Raw genomic sequence first — 22,064 nt, 5'->3', positions numbered from 1 at the left:
ATTAGGGAATATACTATATAAAATGTTAAAAACAAAAAGGAGGAATTCCTCTTTTGGATACCGGAACTCACGTAGTCATGGGACTGGCGCTCGGAGGACTTGCAACACTTGATCCCGTTGTTGCCAATAGTTCAATAACAGCAGCAAGTGTAATGGTCGGTACAATAATTGGATCACAAATACCAGATATCGATACCATATTAAAATTAAAAAATAATGCTTCATATATTAGAAATCATCGGGGTGTTACTCATAGCATTCCAGCCGTGATACTATGGCCATTACTTATAACAGGTGTTATTTATTTATTTTTTCCGGAAACAAACCTTTTTCACCTTTGGTTATGGACCTTTATAGCTGTATTTTTACATGTATTTGTCGATATTTTTAATGCTTATGGCACACAAGCTTTAAGGCCATTTTCATCAAGATGGGTAGCATTAGGTATGATCAATACATTTGATCCGTTTATTTTTGCCATGCACATCTTCGGCTTGTTTCTGTGGATATTCGGAATGGACCCAGGATATACATTCCTAGTGATTTATTGTATTTTATTTATTTATTATGTTTTACGTTATTTTGCAAAGAAATCCGTTGAAGCGAAAGTTCAAAAGCTCATCCCTGACGCAACAGAAATCATTATATCACCAACTATGAAATACAACCAATGGAGAATTGCTATAAAAAATAAAGATAGCTTTTTTGTTGGACGCGCCCTTAGAGGTCAAGTTCGTATTGTTGATCAGTTTAAGCGTGTACCTATACCAAAAACACCGATTTTTAACGCAGCAACGAAAGATAAGAATATTTCTGCCTTTCTTTCCTTTTCTCCAGTGTATAGATGGGAAATTGAGACAATCGAAAACATTGTAGAAATAAGATTTATCGATTTAAGATATCGTAGCAATGAATATTATCCATTTGTTGCTGTTGCCCATTTAGACAAGGATTTAACGATCATCAACTCATATACCGGCTGGATATTTAGTGAGGAGAAATTGAAGAAGAAATTAGATATTATTACAAACTAAAAAGTAAATGTGCAAACACCATAAAGAAGCTCCCCTATCAGCTCCTATTAACCAATGGGGGAGCTCTCTTTTATGGCTTAATTCATTTTATTTTTATCTTCCTCAAGTAAATGTTTATATTTTGGATTTTTTGCGATAAACTCATGTAATTTAGCCCCATGATTTTCAATCCATTGGCTGACTACTTTAGCAGTCATCTCTTCACCCTGATATTTTTTTCCTGCCTTCGCATAGGTCGCTTCAAAATCCTCCCAAAGCAATTCAATCCATGTTCTGGCAATGTGAACAGACAATTGATCATTTATCTCCAATAAACGATTAAGAAGTTTATTTTGAAATTCATTCATTTTTTACCCTACTTCCAATTTATTTTTTCCGTGTGTGAGATACGTATTTGCTTATACTAATGAATAGGCGAAGTTGAATAAATGACTTCGCAAATAATTTTAGAAATGAGGCAAAAACGATGCGTAATAAAGCCGCTCATTTCCCTAATCAAAACCACAATAAGTTTGACGGTGAACCACGTGCCAAAGCTGAGTTTGCTTCAAAAAGAGCAGATGGAACGATACAAACACAGCCACAGGAACGGATGAAGGCATCATCAAATCGCAATAGCAATACAACTGATTATTAAACTTAGGGGGTTAATTTACATGGTAAACAAAAAAGAAATCTTTGGTGAAAACGAATTTAACAGTCCGTTTGCATCCGGACATTTCAATCCGAAAAAGGCACATTACCAAGTAAATGGAGAGACACAACAAACGCAAAATCTTATTAAGCTCAAGCGAACTTTACAAAAAACCCCTTAACACTAAAAGAGGATGATAAATGTCATCCTCTTTTTAAAGATTTTTCAACTTGCCGAGCATGGCAATCGGTAATGCTTCTTGCTCTTTTTCTCCAGCTAAGCGATAACCCCAAGCAAAAACACCATTCATATAATCAATTTTAAAGTAAGAGCCTGGATCTCCCTCTATTTCATATATTTCATTTTTAAGAAAGTCATCGGGATTAAGCAAATATGACTTAGCCATCACTGTTTTTCTCTCTAGAACAGCAAATTCATTAACCATGCCTAATTGCTCAGCTTTTCTAGATTTTTCTCTTAATTGAGCAATTTCTTGTTTTAGCTCATATTCGCTCAATTGGCTATATCTTTTTTCTTGCATAGTAAAAAGACCTCCTCATACATCTTTATTTTCTTTTAAATAGGCATCAATTAAATGCAAAGGAAACCCTTTTCGAAATAACGCTTGCTTTAACTTTTGCTCATAGATGAATGGTTCTTCATGATTATATTTTCTACTTATTTTTTCCGCTTGACGTTTCAGAGCTCCCATCTCCTCATCATCGTCTTTCTCTAATTGTATTTCTTCAAGTGCCAACTGAATCATATCATAACTGAAGCCTTTTCTCGTTAACATTTGCTCTATTTTTTGTTGCATCATTCTTGAGGAATCTTTTTTATATTTAAGCGTATATTTCTGACAAAGAGAAATGGCTGTTTCAACTTGCTCTTCCTTTGGGTATAGTTCTATAACATCCTGTATGATATTTTCAGCTATACCTTTATCTTTCAATTCATGTTTAATTATATTTGGACCTTTATCTGTTGTATTCTTTTGTGTTCTCACAAATGCAATAGCGAATTCTTCATCATTCAAGAATTGGTATTGATATAATTTATGGATCACTTCATCTATCAACTCAACAGCATATTCTTTCTTGATTAAATGTGTACGAACTTCAGATTCAGAACGCATTCTACTAGAAAGATAATGGATGGCCGTATTGTACGCCTTTCTAATCTCATCTTGGAATTGAATTTCTCCGATGAGTAAGGAATCAATCTCTTTCCCTTTTTTCATATTATATTTAATTAACACATCTTCATCCACACTGAAGGCATACGTCTCTCCATGCTCACTGTCGGTATAGATATTGTAGCGATCTTTATTTTTCTTTTGAATCGTAATTTTAGTAATTGTAGGCATATCCTCACCTCACTTTAACTTTACCACAAAAAAAACAGGTTTTAATCCACTTTTCATTGAATTCAATTAGAAATAGAAGAGAATTTTTGCGGAGGGGTCAACATGAAAATTGCTTTAACAGGCGGAACGGGCTTTATTGGACAAAAACTAACTGACCAATTATTACAAAAAAATCACCAAGTTTATATCCTTACGAGAAATAAAGAAAAGAAGCAAGAAAAACAAGGTCTCCACTTTGTTCAATGGTTAAATGAAGGGGATGAACCAGAAGAAATGCTAGAAGGAATAGATGTCCTCATTAATTTAGCTGGGGAATCAATCAACAGTGGTCGTTGGACTGAAGAAAGAAAAAGAAGAATATACCATAGTCGAATGCATGCTACAAATGAGGTAATACGCCTAATCAATTATCTAAACGAAAAGCCATACACCCTTATTAATGCAAGTGCTGTTGGCTATTATGGCACATCAGAAAAGCGTACATTTGACGAGGCAAGTCCTTATTCTGGTGAGGATTTTTTAAGTACTGTCGTTAAGAACTGGGAGGATATAGCAAAAACTGCCGAAAAAGATTGGAATATACGCACGGTATGTTGTCGTTTTGGCATCATTCTCGATAAAAATGCAGGGGCGTTACCTAAGATGGCGCTTCCTTATAAACTCTATGCTGGAGGTAGAATTGGTAGTGGTAATCAATGGCTTTCTTGGATTCATATTAATGACGTTATCTCCGCAATCGTTTATATGATTGAACATGAATCAATAGAAGGTCCCGTCAATTTTACTGCTCCAAACCCAGTAACCATGAATGAGTTTGGCCATATTTTAAGCTCTGTGCTCCATAAACCACATTGGCTACCTGTCCCTTCATTTGCAGTAAGAGCTATCCTTGGTGAAATGAGTATGCTCGTAACTGAAGGGCAAAAAGTTACACCAAAAAAACTTCTGAGTCATGATTACCCTTTTCATTTTACTCATTTAAAAGAAGCATTAGAAGATATTTATCAAAAGTAGCTTTTATATTTTGATGTTACAAATACACTCTGTTGATTAAATAAAGAAGATACGTGATTCTTTAGAGTGATCACGTATCTTTTGTTTACGTAAATAGACCATTTATTTCCCCTTTTTTGCTCTGATTTTTTCTTTTAACCACTTTTCTACTAAGAGTGGTGGTTTATCCATTCGCCGTGCTTCTCCGTTAAGTTTATTGAACTTTTTCGGAGAAGAAATCTTTCCCTACGACGAGCTGGGGCATGATCCTTTTTTGAGGACGGTGATTTCTCCTATTTCCTCACTCTCGTAAATTTCTGTATAATTTCATGCTAGCAAAGTACTTTTTGATTGTTTGTACTCCTATGGAAATTAATACACAACTGCTTTTTTGTGATTTTTTCATTTTCTTATTGCCTTTTGCGCGTAACTTCGTTTTACGCGCAGTTCTTTTCCTTTTCTTACTGTCTTTTGCGCGAATCTTCGTTTTGCGCGCAGTTTTCTACCTTTTCTTACTGCCTTTTGCACGAATCTTCGTTTTGCGCGCAGTTCTTTTCCTTTTCTTACTGTCTTTTGCGCGTATCTTCGTTTTGCGCGCAGTTTTCTACCTTTTCTTACTGCCTTTTGCGCGTATCTTCGTTTTACGCGCAGTTTTCTACCTTTTCTTACTGCCTTTTGCGCGTATCTTCGTTTTACGCGCAGTTCTTTTCCTTTTCTTACTGTCTTTTGCGCGTATCTTCGTTTTGCGCGCAGTTTTCTACCTTTTCTTACTGCCTTTTGCGCGTATCTTCGTTTTGCGCGCAATTCCCTCCATTTTCTTGCTACTTTTTGCGCGTATTTACGATTTACGCACAGTTCTCTCCCTTTTCTTCCTGTCTTTTGCAACACGTATTACGTCTTACGCAGTTCTCTCCCTTTTCTTGCTGCATTTACACATATACACAACTTGTCTGCAGTTCTCTTTTTACTCTTTTGAGGACGACAGGAAGGCTATTCTTCCTTTTGCGACACTCCCAGTTTCTTTCCCTTCTGAAAGTCAAGCCCTTCGCGGTTCTCTCCCCTTCTCGAACACTTTTATTCTCCTCATCCCTTACTTCCCTCGTATGGTACTCATTAAAATAGGGCAATCTAGTAAAGTTTACTACTAATAAGAAAGGGTGAATGTTATGGCAAATGATAAAAAGAGGAAAGAACGGAGCTTTTCTGGTCTTTCAAGCATGCAAGAAGTTACATATGCAAAAGAATTTAAACGTGCTGATCGTGCAGCCAAAAACCCCCTTCAGCAAAGACATTAAATTTATTTTCTCAACAAAAAAGATGCCAGTACATCAAACAAAAGGTTGATGTACTGGCATCTTTAATTAACCACTTCTTTCTTTACTATTTTGCAACTGATGATAGAAACCTTTTTCTTTCATCAATGATTGATGTGTACCCTCTTCTATTATTTTTCCATCTTTTAATACGTAGATTCTATCCGCATTTTGAATAGTATTTAACCGGTGGGCAATGACAAAACATGTTCGATTAATCATTAACTTTTGTAATGCTTGTTGAATCTTCACTTCTGTTACCGTATCAATATTACTTGTAGCTTCGTCTAAAATTAAAATTTTTGGTTGTGCCAAAAAAGCACGGGCGATACTAATTAATTGTTTCTGTCCTTGACTAATCCCGCTGCCATTAAAACTCAAAGTCGTATCATACTGTTGTGGTAATTTCATAATAAATGAATGAGCATTTGCCTTCATTGCAGCTTGAATAACATCCTCATCCGTTGCCTCAAGATGACTATAGCGGATATTATCCTTAACGGTCCCTTGAAAAAGAAAGGAATCTTGCAGAACAAAGCCCATATGGGATCGTAAGCTCTCTTTATGTATTGTGGAGATATCATGATTATCTAATAATATTCTCCCTTTACTCACTTCATAGAAACGACTAATAAGTTGAATTATGGTTGTTTTACCTGCGCCTGTTGGACCTACTAAAGCAACAGTCTCACCAGGACGGGCTTCAAGATATATATGGGAAAGTATTTCTCTGTCTTCCCCGTAAGTAAACGACACGTTATCAAAAATAACCTCACCATTTACATTTTCAAGCATCTGCTTATCTTTTTCACTTGTTAATTCATCTTTTTCATCAATCAGCTCAAAAACTCTTTCAGCTCCAGCAATGGCAGATAATAACGTATTAAATTGATTGGCTAAATCATTGAGTGGTCTTGTAAATTGTCGAGAATACTCGGTAAAAACAACAATTGTGCCAATGCTCACTCCACCATTTAATGCGAGTATCCCGCCAATCGCAGCAATGACGGCAAAGCTGAAATTATTCAATAAATGCATCAACTTAGGAATAAACCCTGAGAATGTTTGTGCCCAAAATCCAGAAATTCTTAGGTTTTCTGCTTTATGCAAAAAATCATCCATCACTTTCTCTTCTTGTGAAAACATTTTGATTAATTTCTGCCCAGAAATAGATTCCTCAATATAGCCATTCATTTCTCCTAAGTTTTTTTGCTGCTCTTTAAACAACATACTTGTTCGCTTCGTAATCCATTTCATTCCATAGAACATCATCGGTATGATTAAAAGAGTCAGAATTGTTAGCAACGGACTCAACCATAACATGACTGCAATCGTACCAACGAGTGTGAAAACACTAGATATGATTTGGATAATTGAACTATTTAAAGTCGCACTAACATTTTCAATATCATTTGTAATCCTACTCATCAATTCCCCAAGTTGTCTTTTGTCAAAAAAAGCTACAGGTAAGCGGTGTATTTGTCGGAATAAATCTGCGCGCATATTAAATACAGTATCTTGAGACACACCGATCATCCAATAGTTTTGTAGCCATAGTGACAATGATTGAACGATATAAGTTACAAGTAAACCTAGTAATAACCAAACGAAAACAACCGCTTCATTTTCTTCTATAAAAGTATCTATTGTTATTCCTACTAAAAATGGACCAAGTAAAGACATCGCTGAACTAATGACAATCATAAAAAAGAGTAATAATAGCCGTGTTTTATAGATGGCAAGGTAAGACCAAATTCTTTTAATGACCGCACCGAAGTCATTCGGCTTACGTTGCTTTTTCTTCCTATCGTTTATTTGATTATGTATCTTTGGTTGTTTGAATGGGGCCATTATTTTAGTAAACACTATTCATAGCCCCCTGTTCTGACTGAGAATAAGCTATTTCTCGATAAAGAGTAGATGTATTCATCAATTGATCATGTGTTCCCTCTTCAATGATTTTTCCATCATCTATAAGCATAATTTTATCCGCTCTCTTGGCTGTACTTAATTTTTGTGTGACAATAAATAAAGTACATTTATATTTATCAATCGCATCCAATACTTTGGACTCTGTTTGTAAATCCAAAGCACTCGTACTATCATCCAATATGAGAATATTAGGCTTTCTTATTAAAGCACGAGCAACCGATAATCTTTGCTTTTGACCTCCTGATAGATTAATTCCTTTTTGTCCTAATTTTGTTTCATAGCCATCTTTAAGATCAGTAATGGTTTCATGTATTTGCGCGTCTTGTGCTGCCGCTTTCATTTCAGATAAAGTCGCGTCTGATTTACCCCATGCTAAGTTTTCTTCTACTGTACCACTAAATAAGATGGACTCTTGTGGGGTAAAACCAATTCTCTTTCGTAAATCATCCATTTTAATATCTTTCAGATTCATGCCATCCACATAAACTGCACCTTCAGTAGGATCATATAATCTAGGAATAAGTTGTAGAATAGAACTTTTACCAGCACCTGTACTACCCAATATAGCGACAGTTTCACCTGGACGAATATGAAAACTAATATCTTTTAAGACATATGTAGACATCCCTGGGTACCTAAATGAGACATGCTCGAATGTAACCGCTCCTTTTAACTGCTCAAGGCTTTTGCCATCTTCTTCATCTTCTAAATCAATCTTCGCTTCAAGTACTTCAACAATCCGCTCAGATGAAGCACGCGCTCTCGAAAAAGCCATAATGATGAATGAAAACATTGAAAAGGCAGTAGTCATTCTCGTAGCATAATTAATAATTGAAACGACTTCCCCGACTTCTATATTTGTCGCTTGCAATTGTTCTCTACCGATCCATAAAATAAAGATAATACAAACATTCATTATGAATAGTAATGCAGGCATAGCTGCTTCCATCAATCTTAGAGCGCTTGCTGTTTGTTCCCTTAAGTTATTACTTACATTCATAAACTTTTTTACTTCATGAGTTCTGCGGTTATACGCTTTAATTAACCTTAATCCTATTAAACTCTCCTGCATGACATTATTGACTGTATCCAGTTTTTGTTGAACAGACCTAAACATCTTACCGCCTTTAGTCATCACAATAACAAGGAAGACCACTACAACCGGTATGGTAATTAGAAAAATAAGCGCTAACTGCCAATTCACGAGGACAGCTAATATAAGACTACCTATAATGAGTAAAGGAGCCCTTAACATAATTCTTAAGCCCATAAACACGATATTTTGCACTTGTGTCACATCATTAGTCATTCTTGTAATCAAGGATGCGTGAGGAAAAGTATTAAAGTTGGTGAATGAAAAAGATTGCACCTTTTTCATTAGTTTCTTTCGAATACTAAATCCTAAATTTTGTCCAACGTATGCTGCATAATATGAGTTTGTAATCCCTGAGAAGAAGGCAATTAATGAGAGTAGGAGCATCATACCTCCCCAATAAAGGACCACACTCATATCATTATTTAGAATACCCTCATCAATAATTTTGCCGATTAATAATGGTTGAAGCAATTCAACTGATAACTCAATAAGCATAAGTATTAATGCAATATATGCCGCGACTCGATAAGGTTTAATAAATTTGAGTATCTTTGTCATAGCTTTCCCCCAAACTAATACTTCGTTTAACTAAATAGATATGAACTATCATATACCTTTTTACATAATTTTTAAATAATTCATTCTGATTTTTATTTCTTTAATGTTATGTTAAAATTTTTAGAGGTAGAGAACATTGATTTTTTCAAAAGGTGTTCTTCGTTTTTAACACAATTTAGCATACTAATCTTGACCATTTTTCAATGCTTACTAAGCATTTAACCTATTATTCAATCATAAGGGATTTTTTAACTATACGACTAAATTTTCTTTGTAATCCATATACTAACATGCATCATGTCATGAGTATTGTATTCTCAAAATGGTTAAAAAAGTAACTTACTTATAATTATAAAACTAAAGGATGCGATAAAAGGTGAAAAATACGAATCACGACCAACAATTACATAATGATGTTATTGAAACATTAAGAGAGACAAGCCGTACTTTTTTCATTCCAATTAGCTTATTAGTAACAGAGTTACGAGAAACCGTTGCATCTGCTTACCTTTGTATGCGCGCAATTGATGAAATTGAAGATCATCCTGATTTGGAACCAGCTTTAAAAAGCAAACTATTGCATAATATCGGTGACGTCCTGCGATCCGCTCAATACAGTAAAGAAACCTTTATTGAGATGTTCAAGCCATTTGAAAAGGAATTACCGGAAGTTACTCTTCGCCTATATGATTGGATTTCTTTCTGTCCAGATGAAATTAGAGTAAAAGTAGTTGAATCAACTGCAATCATGGCATCTGGTATGGGTGATTGGGTTGATAAAGATTGGCAAATACAATCAGAAGCGGACCTTGATCAATATACGTATACAGTTGCTGGATTAGTTGGTGTGATGTTAACCGACATATGGAAATGGTATGACGGAACTGAAGCCGATAAAGAGCTTGGAATTGGTTTCGGTCGTGGACTTCAAGCTGTTAACATTTTAAGAAATTATAAAGAAGATGCAGAACGCGGTGTAAGTTTTTTCCCAGATAGTTATAGCCTAGACGATATGTTTGATTATGCGCATAAAAATCTATCTCTAGCTGACGAATACGTAGCGAGTATCGAGACAGAGACAATCGTGAATTTCTGTCAAATACCACTTTCACTTGCCCATGGAACATTAAAAGCGTTAGTCGATGGTCGTGAAAAAATGACTCGTGATGAAGTAAATGAAACTGTTAATAAAGTAATAAAGAAAACATCATAATAAACGGCAGCGACTGTAAACTTCGCTGCCTTTTATTTTCACATCTAGGAGATTAATTTTAATCCAATTGCTGCGCCTAAGATAAGCGCAATACAAACAAGTCTTTTCCATTCTCTCGGTTCATTAAAAACGACCATTCCTACTATCGCTGCTCCAACGGTACCAATTCCTGTCCAGATAGCGTAAGCAGTACCCATAGCAATATCTGTCATAGCAAATGAAAGTAAAGAAAAACTGATTGCAAATGATAAAGCTAGGAAAATGATAGATCTCCATTGCTTTTCAGCTACTTTTTTCAAATGGTATACACCGAGAACCTCAAAGCAACCTGCAACAACTAAGGCAATCCAGTACATTATTGAGATCCTCCTTTTTCAACCGGTGCACGGTCAGATAATAGCTTCAACCCGACCACACCTGCTAGAAGCATAATAATTAATAGTACTTTCATCAATTTAAATGGCTCCCCGAAAACAGCCATTTCTACAATTACTGTACCAGCCGTACCTAAACCAGCAAATACTGCATAAACAGTTCCTACTGGTAAATGCTTCGTAGCCAGAATTAATATTATAAAACTTAACGTAATTATAATTCCAGTAGCAATCCATTCCAGTGTGTTTTGAGCATATTTTAATCCTGAAACCCAACCAACCTCTAACACGCCTGCTATAAATACAAGTAACCAATGCCTAGTCATCTATACCCCTTCTTTCTAGTTGTTTATCTTTATATGCCTTTAAAGTATATCGGCCAGATAGCTCGAACTCTCCTGTAATAGCTGTCTTCTCCATTAAAAATAAGTTCAATAACCGCACCATCAACAATCGTAATATAAGCAAGTGCTTCCTTTAGATACTTTTTTTGCTCATTTTCTTCACTCGAGTGTTTCTTCATATATTTTGCTAACAACCGTTCCATATCTGCAAAGAATGGATTGACTATTCGCATTAACTCATTATAAAGTTTCGCTGGAGGGAAGTAAGACACTCTCAGTAAAAACTTTGCATGCTCGTTATGCTTGTTTTCCTCGACAACCCAATCAAAAAAATAAACTAAGTTCTCTTCTAATGAATGATCTTTCCTCGAAGCAAATAAGGTAATCATCTTCCGCTTTTCCTGCTGAAACACATAGTTTGCAACATGTAAAAACAAGTCATCTTTTCCTTTAAAATGAGCATATATCGAAGGTTTCTTAATACCTACATCTGTGGCTATATCCTGTAAAGATGCTCCCTCATATCCCTTATCTGCGAAATGGACTAGCGCAACATCCCGAATCAGTTCTGCACTCACCAATTATCACACTCCTTTAACTAACGAACGTTAGGTAGATTATTGCACAGGATAATATGAAAGTCAATAATGACATTTGGTTATTTCACTTTCTATTGTTGCCCTCTTTGCCCTAGTTTCATTTTTTATAGAGATTGATCAAGTCTTCAAACGCCTATGAAGCCCCACCTTCTCATTATCTCCAAATTTCCCTTTTCATCTCGCTTCCAATTTATTGTCACTTGTTTTTAAAAATCGACAATAATCACTACAAATATCAAACTGAGACAAATTCACAAAATAAAAAGACCAGAGGGACCGTTTTTTAACCGGTCTCCTCTAGTCTTCGAATGTGATTATATGCTAAGTTGAACTACATTAGTTTAACTTGATTTCTTTCCAAGATACGCTTCCATAATACGCGCATCACTTAATAATTCTGTTGCATTACCACTTGCAACCATTTTTCCAGTTTCCAGCACATAACCTTTATCTGAGATTTTCAGAGCTTGTCTCGCATTTTGTTCTACTAACAATACAGTCGTTCCTGATTGATTAATCTCTTTAATGATTTTAAAAATATCGGCAACAACAAGTGGAGCTAATCCCATTGAAGGCTCATCTAATAGCAACAATTTCGGCCTACTCATAATCGCACGAGCAATTGCAAGCATCTGCTGTTGACCACCAGATAATGTTCCCCCAAGCTGTTTTTCTCGTTCCTTCAAAATAGGAAAGCGCTCGAGCATTTTATTTAAATCTGAGTCTATCTCCGTATCCTTCCTATGATAAGCACCCATTTCTAAATTCTCTAGCACTGTCATGCCTGCAAGAATCTGTCTTCCCTCAGGAACGAGGGCAATACCCTTTCTTAAGAGCTGATCAGGACGTAACCCCGTTACATCTTCACCAAGAAAAGAGATCTTCCCTGCAGAAGGTTTTAATAATCCGGATACACTTTTCATTGTGGTTGATTTCCCAGCGCCATTTGCCCCTAAGATGGTTACAATCGTTCCTTCTTCCACTTCTAGCGATACATCTTTTAACACTTGAATTTTCCCATACCCTGCATGAATACCACTAACTTCAAGCATATTGATCTTCCTCCTCCTTACCGAGATAAGCTTCAATTACTTCTGGGTGGTTCTGTATCTCAATCGGAGTACCTTCTGCAATCTTTTTGCCAAAGTTTAATACAGCTATGCGATCACATAATTTCATCACAAGTGGCATATCATGTTCAATAATTAAAACCGTTATGCCCTTCTGTTGAATCTTCTTAATTAAATCAAATAGGTCACTTGTTTCAGTCTCATTCATACCAGCTGCCGGTTCATCAAGCAGGAGTACTTTTGGCTCACTGGCAAGTGCACGTGCAATCTCGAGCCGCCTTTGTTGTCCATAGGCGAGATTTTCTGAAGTAACATCAGAAAAAGTAGATAATCCGACAAAGTCTAAAAGTTCTTCTGCTATATCTTTTATTTTTGCTTCTTCTTTCTTTTGAGACGCTGTACGAAAGACGCTTTTTAACACACCTGAGCGAGTGCGGGAATGCTGCCCGACCATGACATTTTCTAGGGCCGACATTTCAGGGAATAAGCGGATATTTTGAAACGTTCGGCATATCCCTTTTTCGGTAATGTTATGTGATTTCATCGTTGTAATATCTTCATCTTTAAAAGTAATTTGTCCTGAAGTTGGTGTAAACATAGACGTAATCAAATTGAACATCGTTGTTTTACCGGCACCATTAGGCCCTATTAAACCAAATATTTCTCCCTCATTTATTGAGAAGGTAACATCAGTCAAAGCACTTAATCCACCAAAATTTTTACATACTTTTGTGATTTCCAGTACCATGCTTCTGCCCCCTTTTTCTACCCTTTTTACTTAAAGCCTTCAATAATGGCACATCGATAAGTCCTTGTGGGCGGACAGCCATCATAATAATGATAATCAGTCCATAAATCATATAACGATACTCGCTAATAAACCTTAGCACCTCAGGCATTAATGTTAAGAAGAATGCTCCGAATATTGGACCCCAAATCACTTCACTACCACCGAACACAACAAAGATTAAAATTTCAACCGCACGATGATAGGCAAAATCGGCAGGGCTAATATAAGCAAGTATATGAGCATACATTGCCCCGGCAAAACCGGCAACAAGTGCACCTTGTGCAAAGGCTAAAACCTTATAATAAGTGATATTGATTCCCATTGATTCCGCAGCTTTTTCATCTAATTTGATTGCGGCAAAAGCTCTTCCCACTCTTGATTGGTGCTGTCTTCTGAAAAACCAAATCACAAAAATGGTAATTAATAATAGAAGGATAAAAATACTTAAAAATATAAATTGATTATTTTGTAATCCAATAGAGATCGGTTGAAAGCCAAACCCTTGTAATGTTTTCAGTATTTCTCTTCCTATATGAGGGATTCCTGATATACCTACTGAACCATTCGTTACGCTTTCCCAATTGACAAAAATCACACGAATAACTTCTCCAAAACCTAAGGTTACAATGGCTAAATAAACACCCTGAAGCCTTAATGTTGGAATACCAATAAGTACTCCACATAAAGCGGCAACCAATGCACCGATGATAATACCGATAATAATAGGCAATTCAAAATGAATCGTTAATAGTGCTGATGTATAAGCGCCAATTCCCATGAAACCAGCATTCGCCAATGATAACTGTCCTGTTGATAGTGTTATATATACACTGATACCTAAAATAATATTAATTAAAATAAAGCAACCTACTTGTAAATAGTACGGATTAATTAATTCTGCTAGCATCCTGCGTTCACCTTCTTACGTTGAAATTTTCTGGCCAAACAACCCTTGAGGCCGAATGAGAAGAATAATAATAATAGCTAAGAATGCAATAGCATCTCGATAGCCCGAATCTCCGTATACAACGATGAAGGTTTCCGCTAATCCTAAAATGAGGCCACCGAACATGGCTCCTCTCACACTGCCCATTCCGCCAAGAATGATAATCGCTAAACCTTTTAAGCCCATTGATAGACCCATCTGCGGCGTTACTGAGTTAAAAGCCATACCGACCAATATACCAGCTATTCCCCCCATGGCTGAAGCAATGATTACTGTCATCAAAATGGTTTTTTTCGTATCCACACCTAAGAGACTCGCCGTTTCTAGATTTTCTGCCGTTGCTCTTAATGCTTTTCCAGCTCTTGTTTTACCTAACCAAAATGTTAATACCAGCATTAACACGATAGAAATGACGAAAATAACGATTTGTACTAAATAAACGGTAATTGATCCGATTTGAAAACTGATTTCAGCAAAGCTTGTCCTAAATGGATGATTCCCTGCACCAAAAAGATGGTGTGATAAGTTCTCTAAAAGAATGGAAACACCTATTGTACTTATTAGTGGGGCTAGATGTGATACACCTTGTTTATGCCTTAACGGTCTTAAAGCAAACCTCTCCAATAAGTAACCCATAATAGCCGTAATAATGATTGCACCTAGAAAAGCAACCCATAAAGGCGCATTTAATGTCGATGTAATCATTACTCCAATAAATGCTCCAAACATAAAGATCTCGCCATGTGCCATATTGATAATACCTAAAACGCCAAATACTAAAGTAAATCCAAGGGCAACAATTGCATAAATGCTGCCCAATGTTAGTCCATTAATTAATTGTTCTATTAACACGGTGTCTCACCTTCTAACACATTTTTCTTCTTACTTAAATTCAACGAATTTTTCTCCTTCAATAACTAACACCGTAGGGTCCATTAATACATCGCCCTCTTCGTCAAAAGAAAAATTGCCGAGAATTCCTTCAAAATCCTTTGTTTTTGCTAATGCATCTCTTACAGCATCACGATCTGAACTTCCGGCATTTTTAAGGGCATCTGCTAGAATGTATAATGCGTCATAGGCTTGAGCAGCGAATTGATCTGGAACATGACCATGTTCCTCTTCAAATTTCGTAACAAATTCCTGTACCTTTTCATCTTCTTTTTCGCTATACCATGGTGTTGCTACTATCAACCCATTTGAAGACTCACCGGCAATATTGATAACTTCCGGAGAATTGAATCCGTTACCACCAACAAACGGGACATCGATTCCCATTTTCCGTGCTTGGTCCATAATGACTGCACCTTCGTTATAAAGTGCTGAAGCAAGAATTAAATCGGGATTCAAATTTTTAATCTTCGTTAATTGGGCATTATAATCCGATTGACCTTTTTGGAACGTTTCTGTCGTTAAGACTTCAAGTCCCATTTCTTCAGCTGTTTTCTTCATCGTGTCATAACCAGACTTTGTAAACACATCATCATTCCCATAAAGAATAGCCACTTTTTTTACATCATATTTGTCTATTGCTTGTTGCATTGATGCAGGAATAGCCAACGCTTCAGGAATAGAATTACGGAAAACATAATCGCCAATCTGAGGGATTCCCTCAGCAGTTGTAGACGTTCCGATAATCGGCACACCACTTAAGTCTGCTTCTGGTCCGACGACATTCATTTCTGTACTAAGTGTCGGACCAATAATTGCTGTTACATTATCTGAGTTAATTAATTTTTGAGCAGCAGTTAAGGCTTGGTCTTGCTTACCTGCTGAATCTTCAAAGATTAGATTGATTTTCACATCACCTTTTGCATTTATTTCTTCCTGAGCTAACTTTAACCCACCTTGTATAGCTTCACCGTATGCAGCACCTGAGCCAGTTAAGAAGGAGACCACTCCAACGTCTGCTGAAACCTTTCCTCCTTCAGCACCACTTGATTCTTCATTACCACCGCCTCCACATGCGGTTAAAAAAAGCACACTTGAAAGCGCTGTAAGTCCTACCATTTTTTTCATTAAACCTCTCATTTTCCTTGCCCCCCGAGAAATTGATTCATTTTTCAAAACTATATTACTATTAAAATATAAATATATTACATTGTAAATAAAATATTTTAAAAATTCAGTACATAAATTCATTAATATACTAAATATTATCTTCTTTTGTCTATATGGGACAAAAGAATGACCATATCATTGTGTTGAAAATATATTGATATAGCTCATATAAAAATATATGATTAATAAGGTGAGCATTTGGGTAGTTACTATAATTGACTTTCTAAAAAAATTTTGAGAGAGACTCCCTATTTGAACGTCTTTTTTTTATTGTCTTTTCTATATAAATAAAATCCCTCTTTTTTTGGAATGTTAATTATTAAACTAGAAAAAATTGTATTGGAATGTGGAAGGAGAAAAAGAATGGAAACAGGAATTATAATTTCTATATCAATTTATATGCTAGGTATGCTTTATATAGGTTATTACTCCTATAAAAGAACATCTAATTTAAATGATTATATGCTAGGTGGACGAGATTTAGGACCATTAACAACTGCACTTAGTGCTGGAGCCTCAGATATGAGTGGCTGGCTTGTAATGGGTCTTCCTGGTGCTATGTTTGCCACAGGATTAAGTTCGGGTTGGATTGCTGTAGGATTAACAGTGGGGGCCTTATTAAACTGGATTTATGTCGCACCACGATTACGTGTGTACACTGAAATTGCGAATGACTCTATTACTATTCCAGGTTATTTAGAAAATCGTTTTGGCGAAAAAGCCAAAATATTGCGAATGGTTTCTGGTGTTGTTATTTTAGTATTCTTTACATTTTATGTATCATCTGGGATGGTTTCTGGTGGCGTCTTATTCGAAAGTATCTTCGGCCTTAATTACCATACTGGACTCTTAATTATTGCAGGGGTAACAATTGCTTATACTTTATTTGGAGGATTCCTTGCTGTTAGTTTAACCGATATGGTACAGGGGCTCATTATGGTTACTGCTCTTGTATTTGTTCCCATTGTTGCTCTAAGCGAGATCGGTGGGATAGGGGTCGCGGTTGATACGGCTCGCGAAATTGATCCTGCACTACTGGATATTTTCCGTGGCACTTCTACGCTCGGTATTATTTCTTTACTAGCATGGGGGCTTGGTTATTTTGGTCAACCTCATATCATTGTACGTTTTATGGCTATTAAATCTGTGAAGCAAGTTAAGAAAGCAACATGGATTGGTATGATATGGATGGTATTTTCAATTATCGGTGCTATGTTTATCGGTTTTGTAGGTATTGGGTATTTTAACAATACTCAATATACGATAGATGATCCTGAAACAGTATTTATACTATTAGGTGAAATTCTATTTCACCCTCTCATTACCGGTGTAATTATTGCAGCAATTTTAGCCGCGATTATGAGTACTGTATCTTCACAATTACTAGTTACATCTAGTTCCTTAACAGAAGATATCTATAATTCATTCTTACGTAAATCTGCTACTGATAAAGAACTTGTATTCATTGGTAGATTATCCGTACTCATCATTTCTATCATTGCATTAGCATTATCATGGGAGAAAAACTCCACCATACTCGATCTTGTCGGTTATGCATGGGCTGGATTTGGTTCTGCATTTGGACCTTTAGTATTACTTAGCTTATACTGGAAGCGTATGACAAGTTGGGGTGCACTAGCTGGTATGATTTTCGGAACTGCGACAGTCATCATTTGGTCAGCAGCCGGTTTATCTGATACCCTTTACGAAATAATTCCAGGATTCCTTATCAGCTTATTAGCTATAATTGTGGTTAGCCTTTTAACTAGCAAACCACCTAAAAAAGTGGAAGAAGACTTCGAAGAATATCAACGAGTGATTAAATCTTAATTACTAGAGAATGAAACGACCTAGGCAAGTTGCCTAGGTCTTTTTTTGCTCTTTTTATACTATTGGCTTTCATAGGTCTTTTTTAATATAATATGGGGTATGCGACTTGAATGTCCATTTCGTAAGGAGGATAAAAGTATGGATTTACAATTAGATAGAATAGAATCCTCTACCAATATAGAAGAAATAGCTGAAATGATTAGTATCCAACTAAAAAAACCTGTTGTTATTGAAGACGCACAGTTTTCATTAATTGCCTATAGTTCTTATTTTACCGAGGATTATGATGAAGTGAATAAGCAAACCATCTTTAATAAACAATGGCCCATTTCAATCTTTGAAAGATTTACAGATGAAGGGATCGTTGACCAATTAACTAGGCATAAGAAACCTTTTCGTATAAAAGCAATGAAAGATATTTCACTGAATAAACGGGTTGTTGTTTCCGCTATTTATCAAAATGACATTTACGGTTATATATGGATACAAGAAACAGCACCTAAGTTAAAAGAAAAAGAGTTAGCGTTCCTGGATGCCGCTTCTTCTCATATCGCATTCTTGCTTAATCGTGACAAACTCGCTAAAGATGGTAAGGTTGAAGAAGATCATTACTTTTATGAAAAAGTCATCGAAGACTCATTCCAAACGAAACATCAATTAAAGGTAGAGGCTGCTTCCGCAAAGGTTACATTACCTAAAGCTTTTATTGTTGCTGTATTTAAAGTGGAAGAAGGCGATGATAAAAACTTTGAAGAAATCATTAATACGGTAAGATTATCTGTCAATAATATGACTCAGTCTGCCTATATTTTCTTCTATCACTTAGAAATGATCGTTTTGCTTGCTAGTCATGATCAACAAGATGTTTCTTTGGAAGAGAATGCAGAACACCTCGTGCAGTCAATACGATTGCAATATGCAGATACATCGTTGGTCGTTGGGATTGGAAATAAGTATTCTTCTATCTATAAATTAAGGCAAAGCTATACAGAGGCTCTTGAGGTTTTACAAACCGCTATGTTTTTTAATAAGGAACAGTCTCTTCCAATCAATTATCGAAAACTAAAAACATTACGCTATTTAGCTATCATTGAACAACATAATAAACAAACCAATTATAGTAATGAAGATTTAGTTATTTTATTGACGAAGGATCAAAATAATCATACGAATTATATTGATACATTAGAAGCTTACCTTCTCAATAACTGTCGTCTCAAGCCTACAGCAGAAGAATTGTTCATTCATGAAAATACGCTAAAGTACCGATTAAAGAAAATACATCAATTAACTACGATTAATTTTGATGACTTTAATACAAGATGCCAATTATTTATAGATCTACAATTACTGAGGCGCAAACAATCAATTATAGCCAACCATCAAAACTCAGGATTTAACAATCATAATCCTTTATGAATGGAAAAGAAGAAACCAATCAATGAATGATTGGTTTCTTTATTGTCATTTAAGATTTACTTATGATTACAGAAGCTAGCTTATTAAGCTTTTAATAAGTAAGTCCAGGCAAATTGTGCATATAGCTCTGCACCCGTTACTAAAGCATCTTCATCTATATTAAACCTACCATGGTGATGTGCCCATTCGGTATCCTTTTCCTTATTTCCACTTCCTACAAGCGCAAAGCTGCCTGGTGCGTAATCCAGATAAAAACTGAAATCTTCTCCGCCCATTGTTGGTTTTTCATCAAATAGGACATCAGGGCCAAAACAGTCGACTGCAACCTCTTGGACTAACGCAGCACTCTCCTCATGATTAATTACTGCTTGGGTCCCTCTCGTATACTCAACCACTGCTTTGCCACCGTATAGACCAGCAACATGATTTGCATAGTGAGTTAATTGCTCCTCTATGTGATCTCTGACTGCAGGTTCAAAACAACGAACGGTTCCCTCAAGTTTAGCATTTTCGGCAATGACATTAAATCTAGTTCCAGACTCAAGCTTTCCTACCGTTACAACTGCTCCTTGCTGTGGATCAATTGTTCTTGAAACAATCGACTGCAGATTCATCACAAAGGAAGAAGCCATCACTGTTGCATCTATACAATCATGTGGAATTGCACCATGTCCCCCTTGGCCTTGAAAAGCTACATGAAAAATATCAGCAGATGCAAATTGAGGTCCCGCGGTACAAGCAATTTTATTTGTGTCCATTTGGGACCAAATATGAATACCAAACACATGATCAACCTCTGTCATTGCTCCTTGCTCGACCATTGCTAATGCACCTCTGGCTGCTTCTTCAGCTGGTTGAAAAATAAGACGAACACTTCCACTTAATTCTTCCTTCATACTATTTAGAACATCCGCTGCTACTAATAGCATGGCTGTATGTGCATCATGGCCACAAGCATGCATTTTCCCTTCTACTTGTGATGCGTATGATAATTCTGTATTTAGCTCTTCTACAGGCAAGGCATCAATATCCGCTCTTAAAGCTACTTTTTTTCCAGGCTTACTGCCAGTAATTTCAGCAACTATACCAGTCGGTTTCATTCTCCGATAAGGAACTTGTAAATCTTCCAAGTAGTTAGCAATAAACTCTGTTGTCTTTATTTCTTCCCATGATAATTCTGGCTCACTATGAAGCTTTCTTCTTAATTGAATCACTTCATTCGCTCTCGCAAGTATTGCCTCTTTAATATAATTGTTCATGCTAGTTCACCTCCGTGAGATGTTTTGCTGCTTCAAATAAAACATAAACTGCTTTTTCAATATCTTGATGGTCTGACCATTCTTCAGGGCAGTGGCTTAATCCATCTTTGCTTGGGATAAAAATCATAGCCGCCTTCGTTTGTTCAGCAAATACCATGGCATCATGTCCAGCCCCACTGAAAATCGATTGATGAGATATTTTATATTTCTCGCAGCCCTTTTCTAATTGCTTCTTCATCTCATCATCTAATATTGTTGGTGACATATATAATTGTTCTGCAATAGAGATGGATATTTTCTCACTTTGTAACTGACGAATAAAAGTTTGTGTTTCCTCTAGTAGAGTTTTCAATTTAGCTTCTTCTGTTGACCGTAAATCAATCGTAAATGTAACCGAACCAGGGATAACATTTGCTCCATTCGGATAGACTGATAGTTTACCAACTGTAACGACAGTCCCTTCTCCGTAAGATTCAGCAATCTTTGGCAGCTTAGCAATCATATGTGCTGCCATTACAAGCGCATCTGCACGACCATCCATTGGTGTTGTTCCTGCATGACCTGCCTTTCCCTTAATTGTTATCTCCAATTGTGATAAACCCACAATGCCTTCTACGATACCAATTGAGGTCTTCTCATTTTCTAAAATCGGTCCTTGTTCAATATGCAGTTCTAAGTACGCCTTCATCGTATCTCTGTCACGCTTCTTTACGAGGTCTGGGTTCAAACCAATACTCTTCATCGCTTCAACTGTAGAAACTCCTTGTGAATCCGCCAACTCTCTAAATGTCTGGTCTGTAAGCTTACCAGTTATACTTCTAGAGCCCATTAACCCGCCACCAAACCTTGACCCTTCTTCTTCTACTAGTGCCACAACTTCCAATGGATACTTAGGTTTAATGCCATTCTCTTGGAATAGCTTTGCCACTTCCAATCCAGCTATCACCCCAGCAGGGCCATCATAATCACCACCATGTGGAACAGAATCAAAATGAGAGCCGATTAAAACGCTTGGCCCATTCACCTCTCCAGCCAATTTACCAAAAATGTTCCCTACACCATCTTCCGATACAGTTAATCCGTAGTCTCTCATGACTTCCTTCAAATAGTTTCTTGCTTGTAAATCTTCATTTGAATAAGTTAGTCTCGTTGTACCGTTTCCAGGCGTACTTGTATACTGACCAAGTGTTTTTATATGTTGATCAATTCGAGTTAATACATTACTCAACATTC

The 22,064-nt window shown here is 36.4% G+C and carries 24 protein-coding genes; 8 read left to right on the top strand and 16 right to left on the bottom strand.

Features of this window, described 5'->3' with window-relative positions; genetic code table 11:
* The first annotated feature begins 53 nt into the window (after positions 1–53).
* Positions 54–1,034 (top strand): metal-dependent hydrolase, encoded by a 981-nt coding sequence (locus LG276_RS07475; RefSeq protein ID WP_224935693.1) that lies wholly within the window; start codon positions 54–56, stop codon positions 1,032–1,034.
* Between the two features lie 77 nt (positions 1,035–1,111).
* On the opposite strand, the gene LG276_RS07470 is transcribed toward LG276_RS07475, so the two are convergent.
* Positions 1,112–1,381 carry a YfhJ family protein gene (locus LG276_RS07470; protein WP_095370007.1) on the bottom strand — a complete coding sequence of 90 codons (270 nt, stop codon included), beginning with the start codon at positions 1,379–1,381 and terminating at the stop codon, positions 1,112–1,114.
* Positions 1,382–1,500: 119 nt separating this feature from the next.
* Between LG276_RS07470 and LG276_RS07465 the strand changes: the two genes are divergently transcribed.
* Together LG276_RS07465 and LG276_RS07460 are read left to right on the top strand one after the other, a co-directional pair.
* Complete coding sequence (locus LG276_RS07465; RefSeq protein ID WP_224935692.1) at positions 1,501–1,671, top strand: small, acid-soluble spore protein K; 171 nt, start codon at positions 1,501–1,503, stop codon at positions 1,669–1,671.
* Between the two features lie 19 nt (positions 1,672–1,690).
* Positions 1,691–1,849, top strand: a complete 159-nt coding sequence (locus tag LG276_RS07460; protein WP_095370009.1) for a YpzG family protein — start codon at positions 1,691–1,693, stop codon at positions 1,847–1,849.
* 33 nt (positions 1,850–1,882) lie between these two features.
* On the opposite strand, the gene LG276_RS07455 is transcribed toward LG276_RS07460, so the two are convergent.
* Entirely contained in the window at positions 1,883–2,209 is a 327-nt protein-coding gene (locus LG276_RS07455; RefSeq protein WP_224935691.1) for a YfhH family protein, read from the bottom strand.
* A 15-nt stretch (positions 2,210–2,224) separates the two neighbouring features.
* The gene (gene recX / locus LG276_RS07450) at positions 2,225–3,034 is read right to left on the bottom strand and encodes a recombination regulator RecX (protein ID WP_251163052.1); all 810 of its coding nucleotides are present in this window, start codon (positions 3,032–3,034) and stop codon (positions 2,225–2,227) included.
* A 102-nt stretch (positions 3,035–3,136) separates the two neighbouring features.
* Between recX and LG276_RS07445 the strand changes: the two genes are divergently transcribed.
* Positions 3,137–4,048, top strand: a complete 912-nt coding sequence (locus LG276_RS07445; protein WP_251163053.1) for a TIGR01777 family oxidoreductase — start codon at positions 3,137–3,139, stop codon at positions 4,046–4,048.
* Between the two features lie 381 nt (positions 4,049–4,429).
* Here LG276_RS07445 and LG276_RS07440 read toward each other — a convergent pair whose 3' ends face one another.
* Complete coding sequence (locus LG276_RS07440) at positions 4,430–4,915, bottom strand: hypothetical protein (protein ID WP_251163054.1); 486 nt, start codon at positions 4,913–4,915, stop codon at positions 4,430–4,432.
* Between the two features lie 278 nt (positions 4,916–5,193).
* On the opposite strand from LG276_RS07440, the gene LG276_RS07435 reads away from it, so the two are divergent.
* Complete coding sequence (locus LG276_RS07435; protein ID WP_095370014.1) at positions 5,194–5,322, top strand: YfhE family protein; 129 nt, start codon at positions 5,194–5,196, stop codon at positions 5,320–5,322.
* 66 nt (positions 5,323–5,388) lie between these two features.
* Here LG276_RS07435 and LG276_RS07430 read toward each other — a convergent pair whose 3' ends face one another.
* On the bottom strand, positions 5,389–7,206 hold the full coding sequence (locus tag LG276_RS07430) for an ABC transporter ATP-binding protein (protein ID WP_251163055.1): 1,818 nt from the start codon (positions 7,204–7,206) through the stop codon (positions 5,389–5,391).
* Positions 7,196–8,926 (bottom strand): ABC transporter ATP-binding protein, encoded by a 1,731-nt coding sequence (locus tag LG276_RS07425; RefSeq protein WP_251163056.1) that lies wholly within the window; start codon positions 8,924–8,926, stop codon positions 7,196–7,198. Before LG276_RS07425 ends, LG276_RS07430 begins: the two co-directional genes overlap by 11 nt.
* Before the next feature lie 376 nt (positions 8,927–9,302).
* On the opposite strand from LG276_RS07425, the gene LG276_RS07420 reads away from it, so the two are divergent.
* On the top strand, positions 9,303–10,139 hold the full coding sequence (locus LG276_RS07420; RefSeq protein ID WP_251163057.1) for a phytoene/squalene synthase family protein: 837 nt from the start codon (positions 9,303–9,305) through the stop codon (positions 10,137–10,139).
* A gap of 44 nt (positions 10,140–10,183) precedes the next feature.
* Here the strand turns inward: LG276_RS07420 and LG276_RS07415 are convergent, their stop codons facing one another.
* The 8 genes from LG276_RS07415 to LG276_RS07380 all read right to left on the bottom strand — a co-directional run bounded on the left by LG276_RS07415 (position 10,184) and on the right by LG276_RS07380 (position 16,293).
* The gene (locus LG276_RS07415; protein ID WP_251163058.1) at positions 10,184–10,495 is read right to left on the bottom strand and encodes a multidrug efflux SMR transporter; all 312 of its coding nucleotides are present in this window, start codon (positions 10,493–10,495) and stop codon (positions 10,184–10,186) included.
* A complete protein-coding gene (locus tag LG276_RS07410) occupies positions 10,495–10,839 on the bottom strand; it encodes a multidrug efflux SMR transporter (RefSeq protein ID WP_224935682.1) in 345 nt (114 codons plus the stop codon). The genes LG276_RS07415 and LG276_RS07410 overlap by 1 nt, the downstream gene beginning before the upstream one ends.
* A 29-nt stretch (positions 10,840–10,868) precedes the next feature.
* Positions 10,869–11,435, bottom strand: coding sequence for a TetR/AcrR family transcriptional regulator (locus LG276_RS07405; RefSeq protein WP_251163059.1), 567 nt, complete (start codon positions 11,433–11,435; stop codon positions 10,869–10,871).
* 362 nt (positions 11,436–11,797) lie between these two features.
* Complete coding sequence (locus LG276_RS07400) at positions 11,798–12,508, bottom strand: ABC transporter ATP-binding protein (protein WP_095370020.1); 711 nt, start codon at positions 12,506–12,508, stop codon at positions 11,798–11,800.
* The gene (locus LG276_RS07395; protein ID WP_251163060.1) at positions 12,501–13,274 is read right to left on the bottom strand and encodes an ABC transporter ATP-binding protein; all 774 of its coding nucleotides are present in this window, start codon (positions 13,272–13,274) and stop codon (positions 12,501–12,503) included. The genes LG276_RS07400 and LG276_RS07395 overlap by 8 nt, the downstream gene beginning before the upstream one ends.
* On the bottom strand, positions 13,246–14,223 hold the full coding sequence (locus LG276_RS07390) for a branched-chain amino acid ABC transporter permease (protein WP_224935679.1): 978 nt from the start codon (positions 14,221–14,223) through the stop codon (positions 13,246–13,248). The genes LG276_RS07395 and LG276_RS07390 overlap by 29 nt, the downstream gene beginning before the upstream one ends.
* Positions 14,224–14,238: 15 nt before the next feature.
* Complete coding sequence (locus tag LG276_RS07385) at positions 14,239–15,114, bottom strand: branched-chain amino acid ABC transporter permease (protein WP_095370023.1); 876 nt, start codon at positions 15,112–15,114, stop codon at positions 14,239–14,241.
* 30 nt (positions 15,115–15,144) lie between these two features.
* Complete coding sequence (locus LG276_RS07380; protein ID WP_251163061.1) at positions 15,145–16,293, bottom strand: ABC transporter substrate-binding protein; 1,149 nt, start codon at positions 16,291–16,293, stop codon at positions 15,145–15,147.
* A gap of 393 nt (positions 16,294–16,686) precedes the next feature.
* Here LG276_RS07380 and putP point away from each other — a divergent pair, with 393 nt between their 5' ends.
* Both putP and LG276_RS07370 read left to right on the top strand, forming a co-directional pair.
* A complete protein-coding gene (gene putP, locus LG276_RS07375; protein ID WP_251163062.1) occupies positions 16,687–18,153 on the top strand; it encodes a sodium/proline symporter PutP in 1,467 nt (488 codons plus the stop codon).
* Positions 18,154–18,291: 138 nt separating this feature from the next.
* Positions 18,292–19,572, top strand: coding sequence for a CdaR family transcriptional regulator (locus LG276_RS07370; protein WP_251163063.1), 1,281 nt, complete (start codon positions 18,292–18,294; stop codon positions 19,570–19,572).
* Between the two features lie 83 nt (positions 19,573–19,655).
* Here LG276_RS07370 and LG276_RS07365 read toward each other — a convergent pair whose 3' ends face one another.
* Both LG276_RS07365 and LG276_RS07360 read right to left on the bottom strand, forming a co-directional pair.
* Positions 19,656–20,831, bottom strand: a complete 1,176-nt coding sequence (locus tag LG276_RS07365) for an amidohydrolase (protein ID WP_251163064.1) — start codon at positions 20,829–20,831, stop codon at positions 19,656–19,658.
* A 1-nt stretch (position 20,832) separates the two neighbouring features.
* The gene (locus LG276_RS07360) at positions 20,833–22,059 is read right to left on the bottom strand and encodes a Zn-dependent hydrolase (RefSeq protein WP_373370952.1); all 1,227 of its coding nucleotides are present in this window, start codon (positions 22,057–22,059) and stop codon (positions 20,833–20,835) included.
* Positions 22,060–22,064: the final 5 nt, after the last annotated feature.

It is taken from the genome of Cytobacillus kochii, from assembly GCF_044790165.1.
In the GTDB taxonomy this organism is placed as follows: domain Bacteria; phylum Bacillota; class Bacilli; order Bacillales; family Cytobacillaceae; genus Cytobacillus; species Cytobacillus kochii.
The sequence above is the reverse complement of the archived record's forward strand: the minus strand, read 5'-3'. Positions and strand labels throughout refer to the sequence as shown.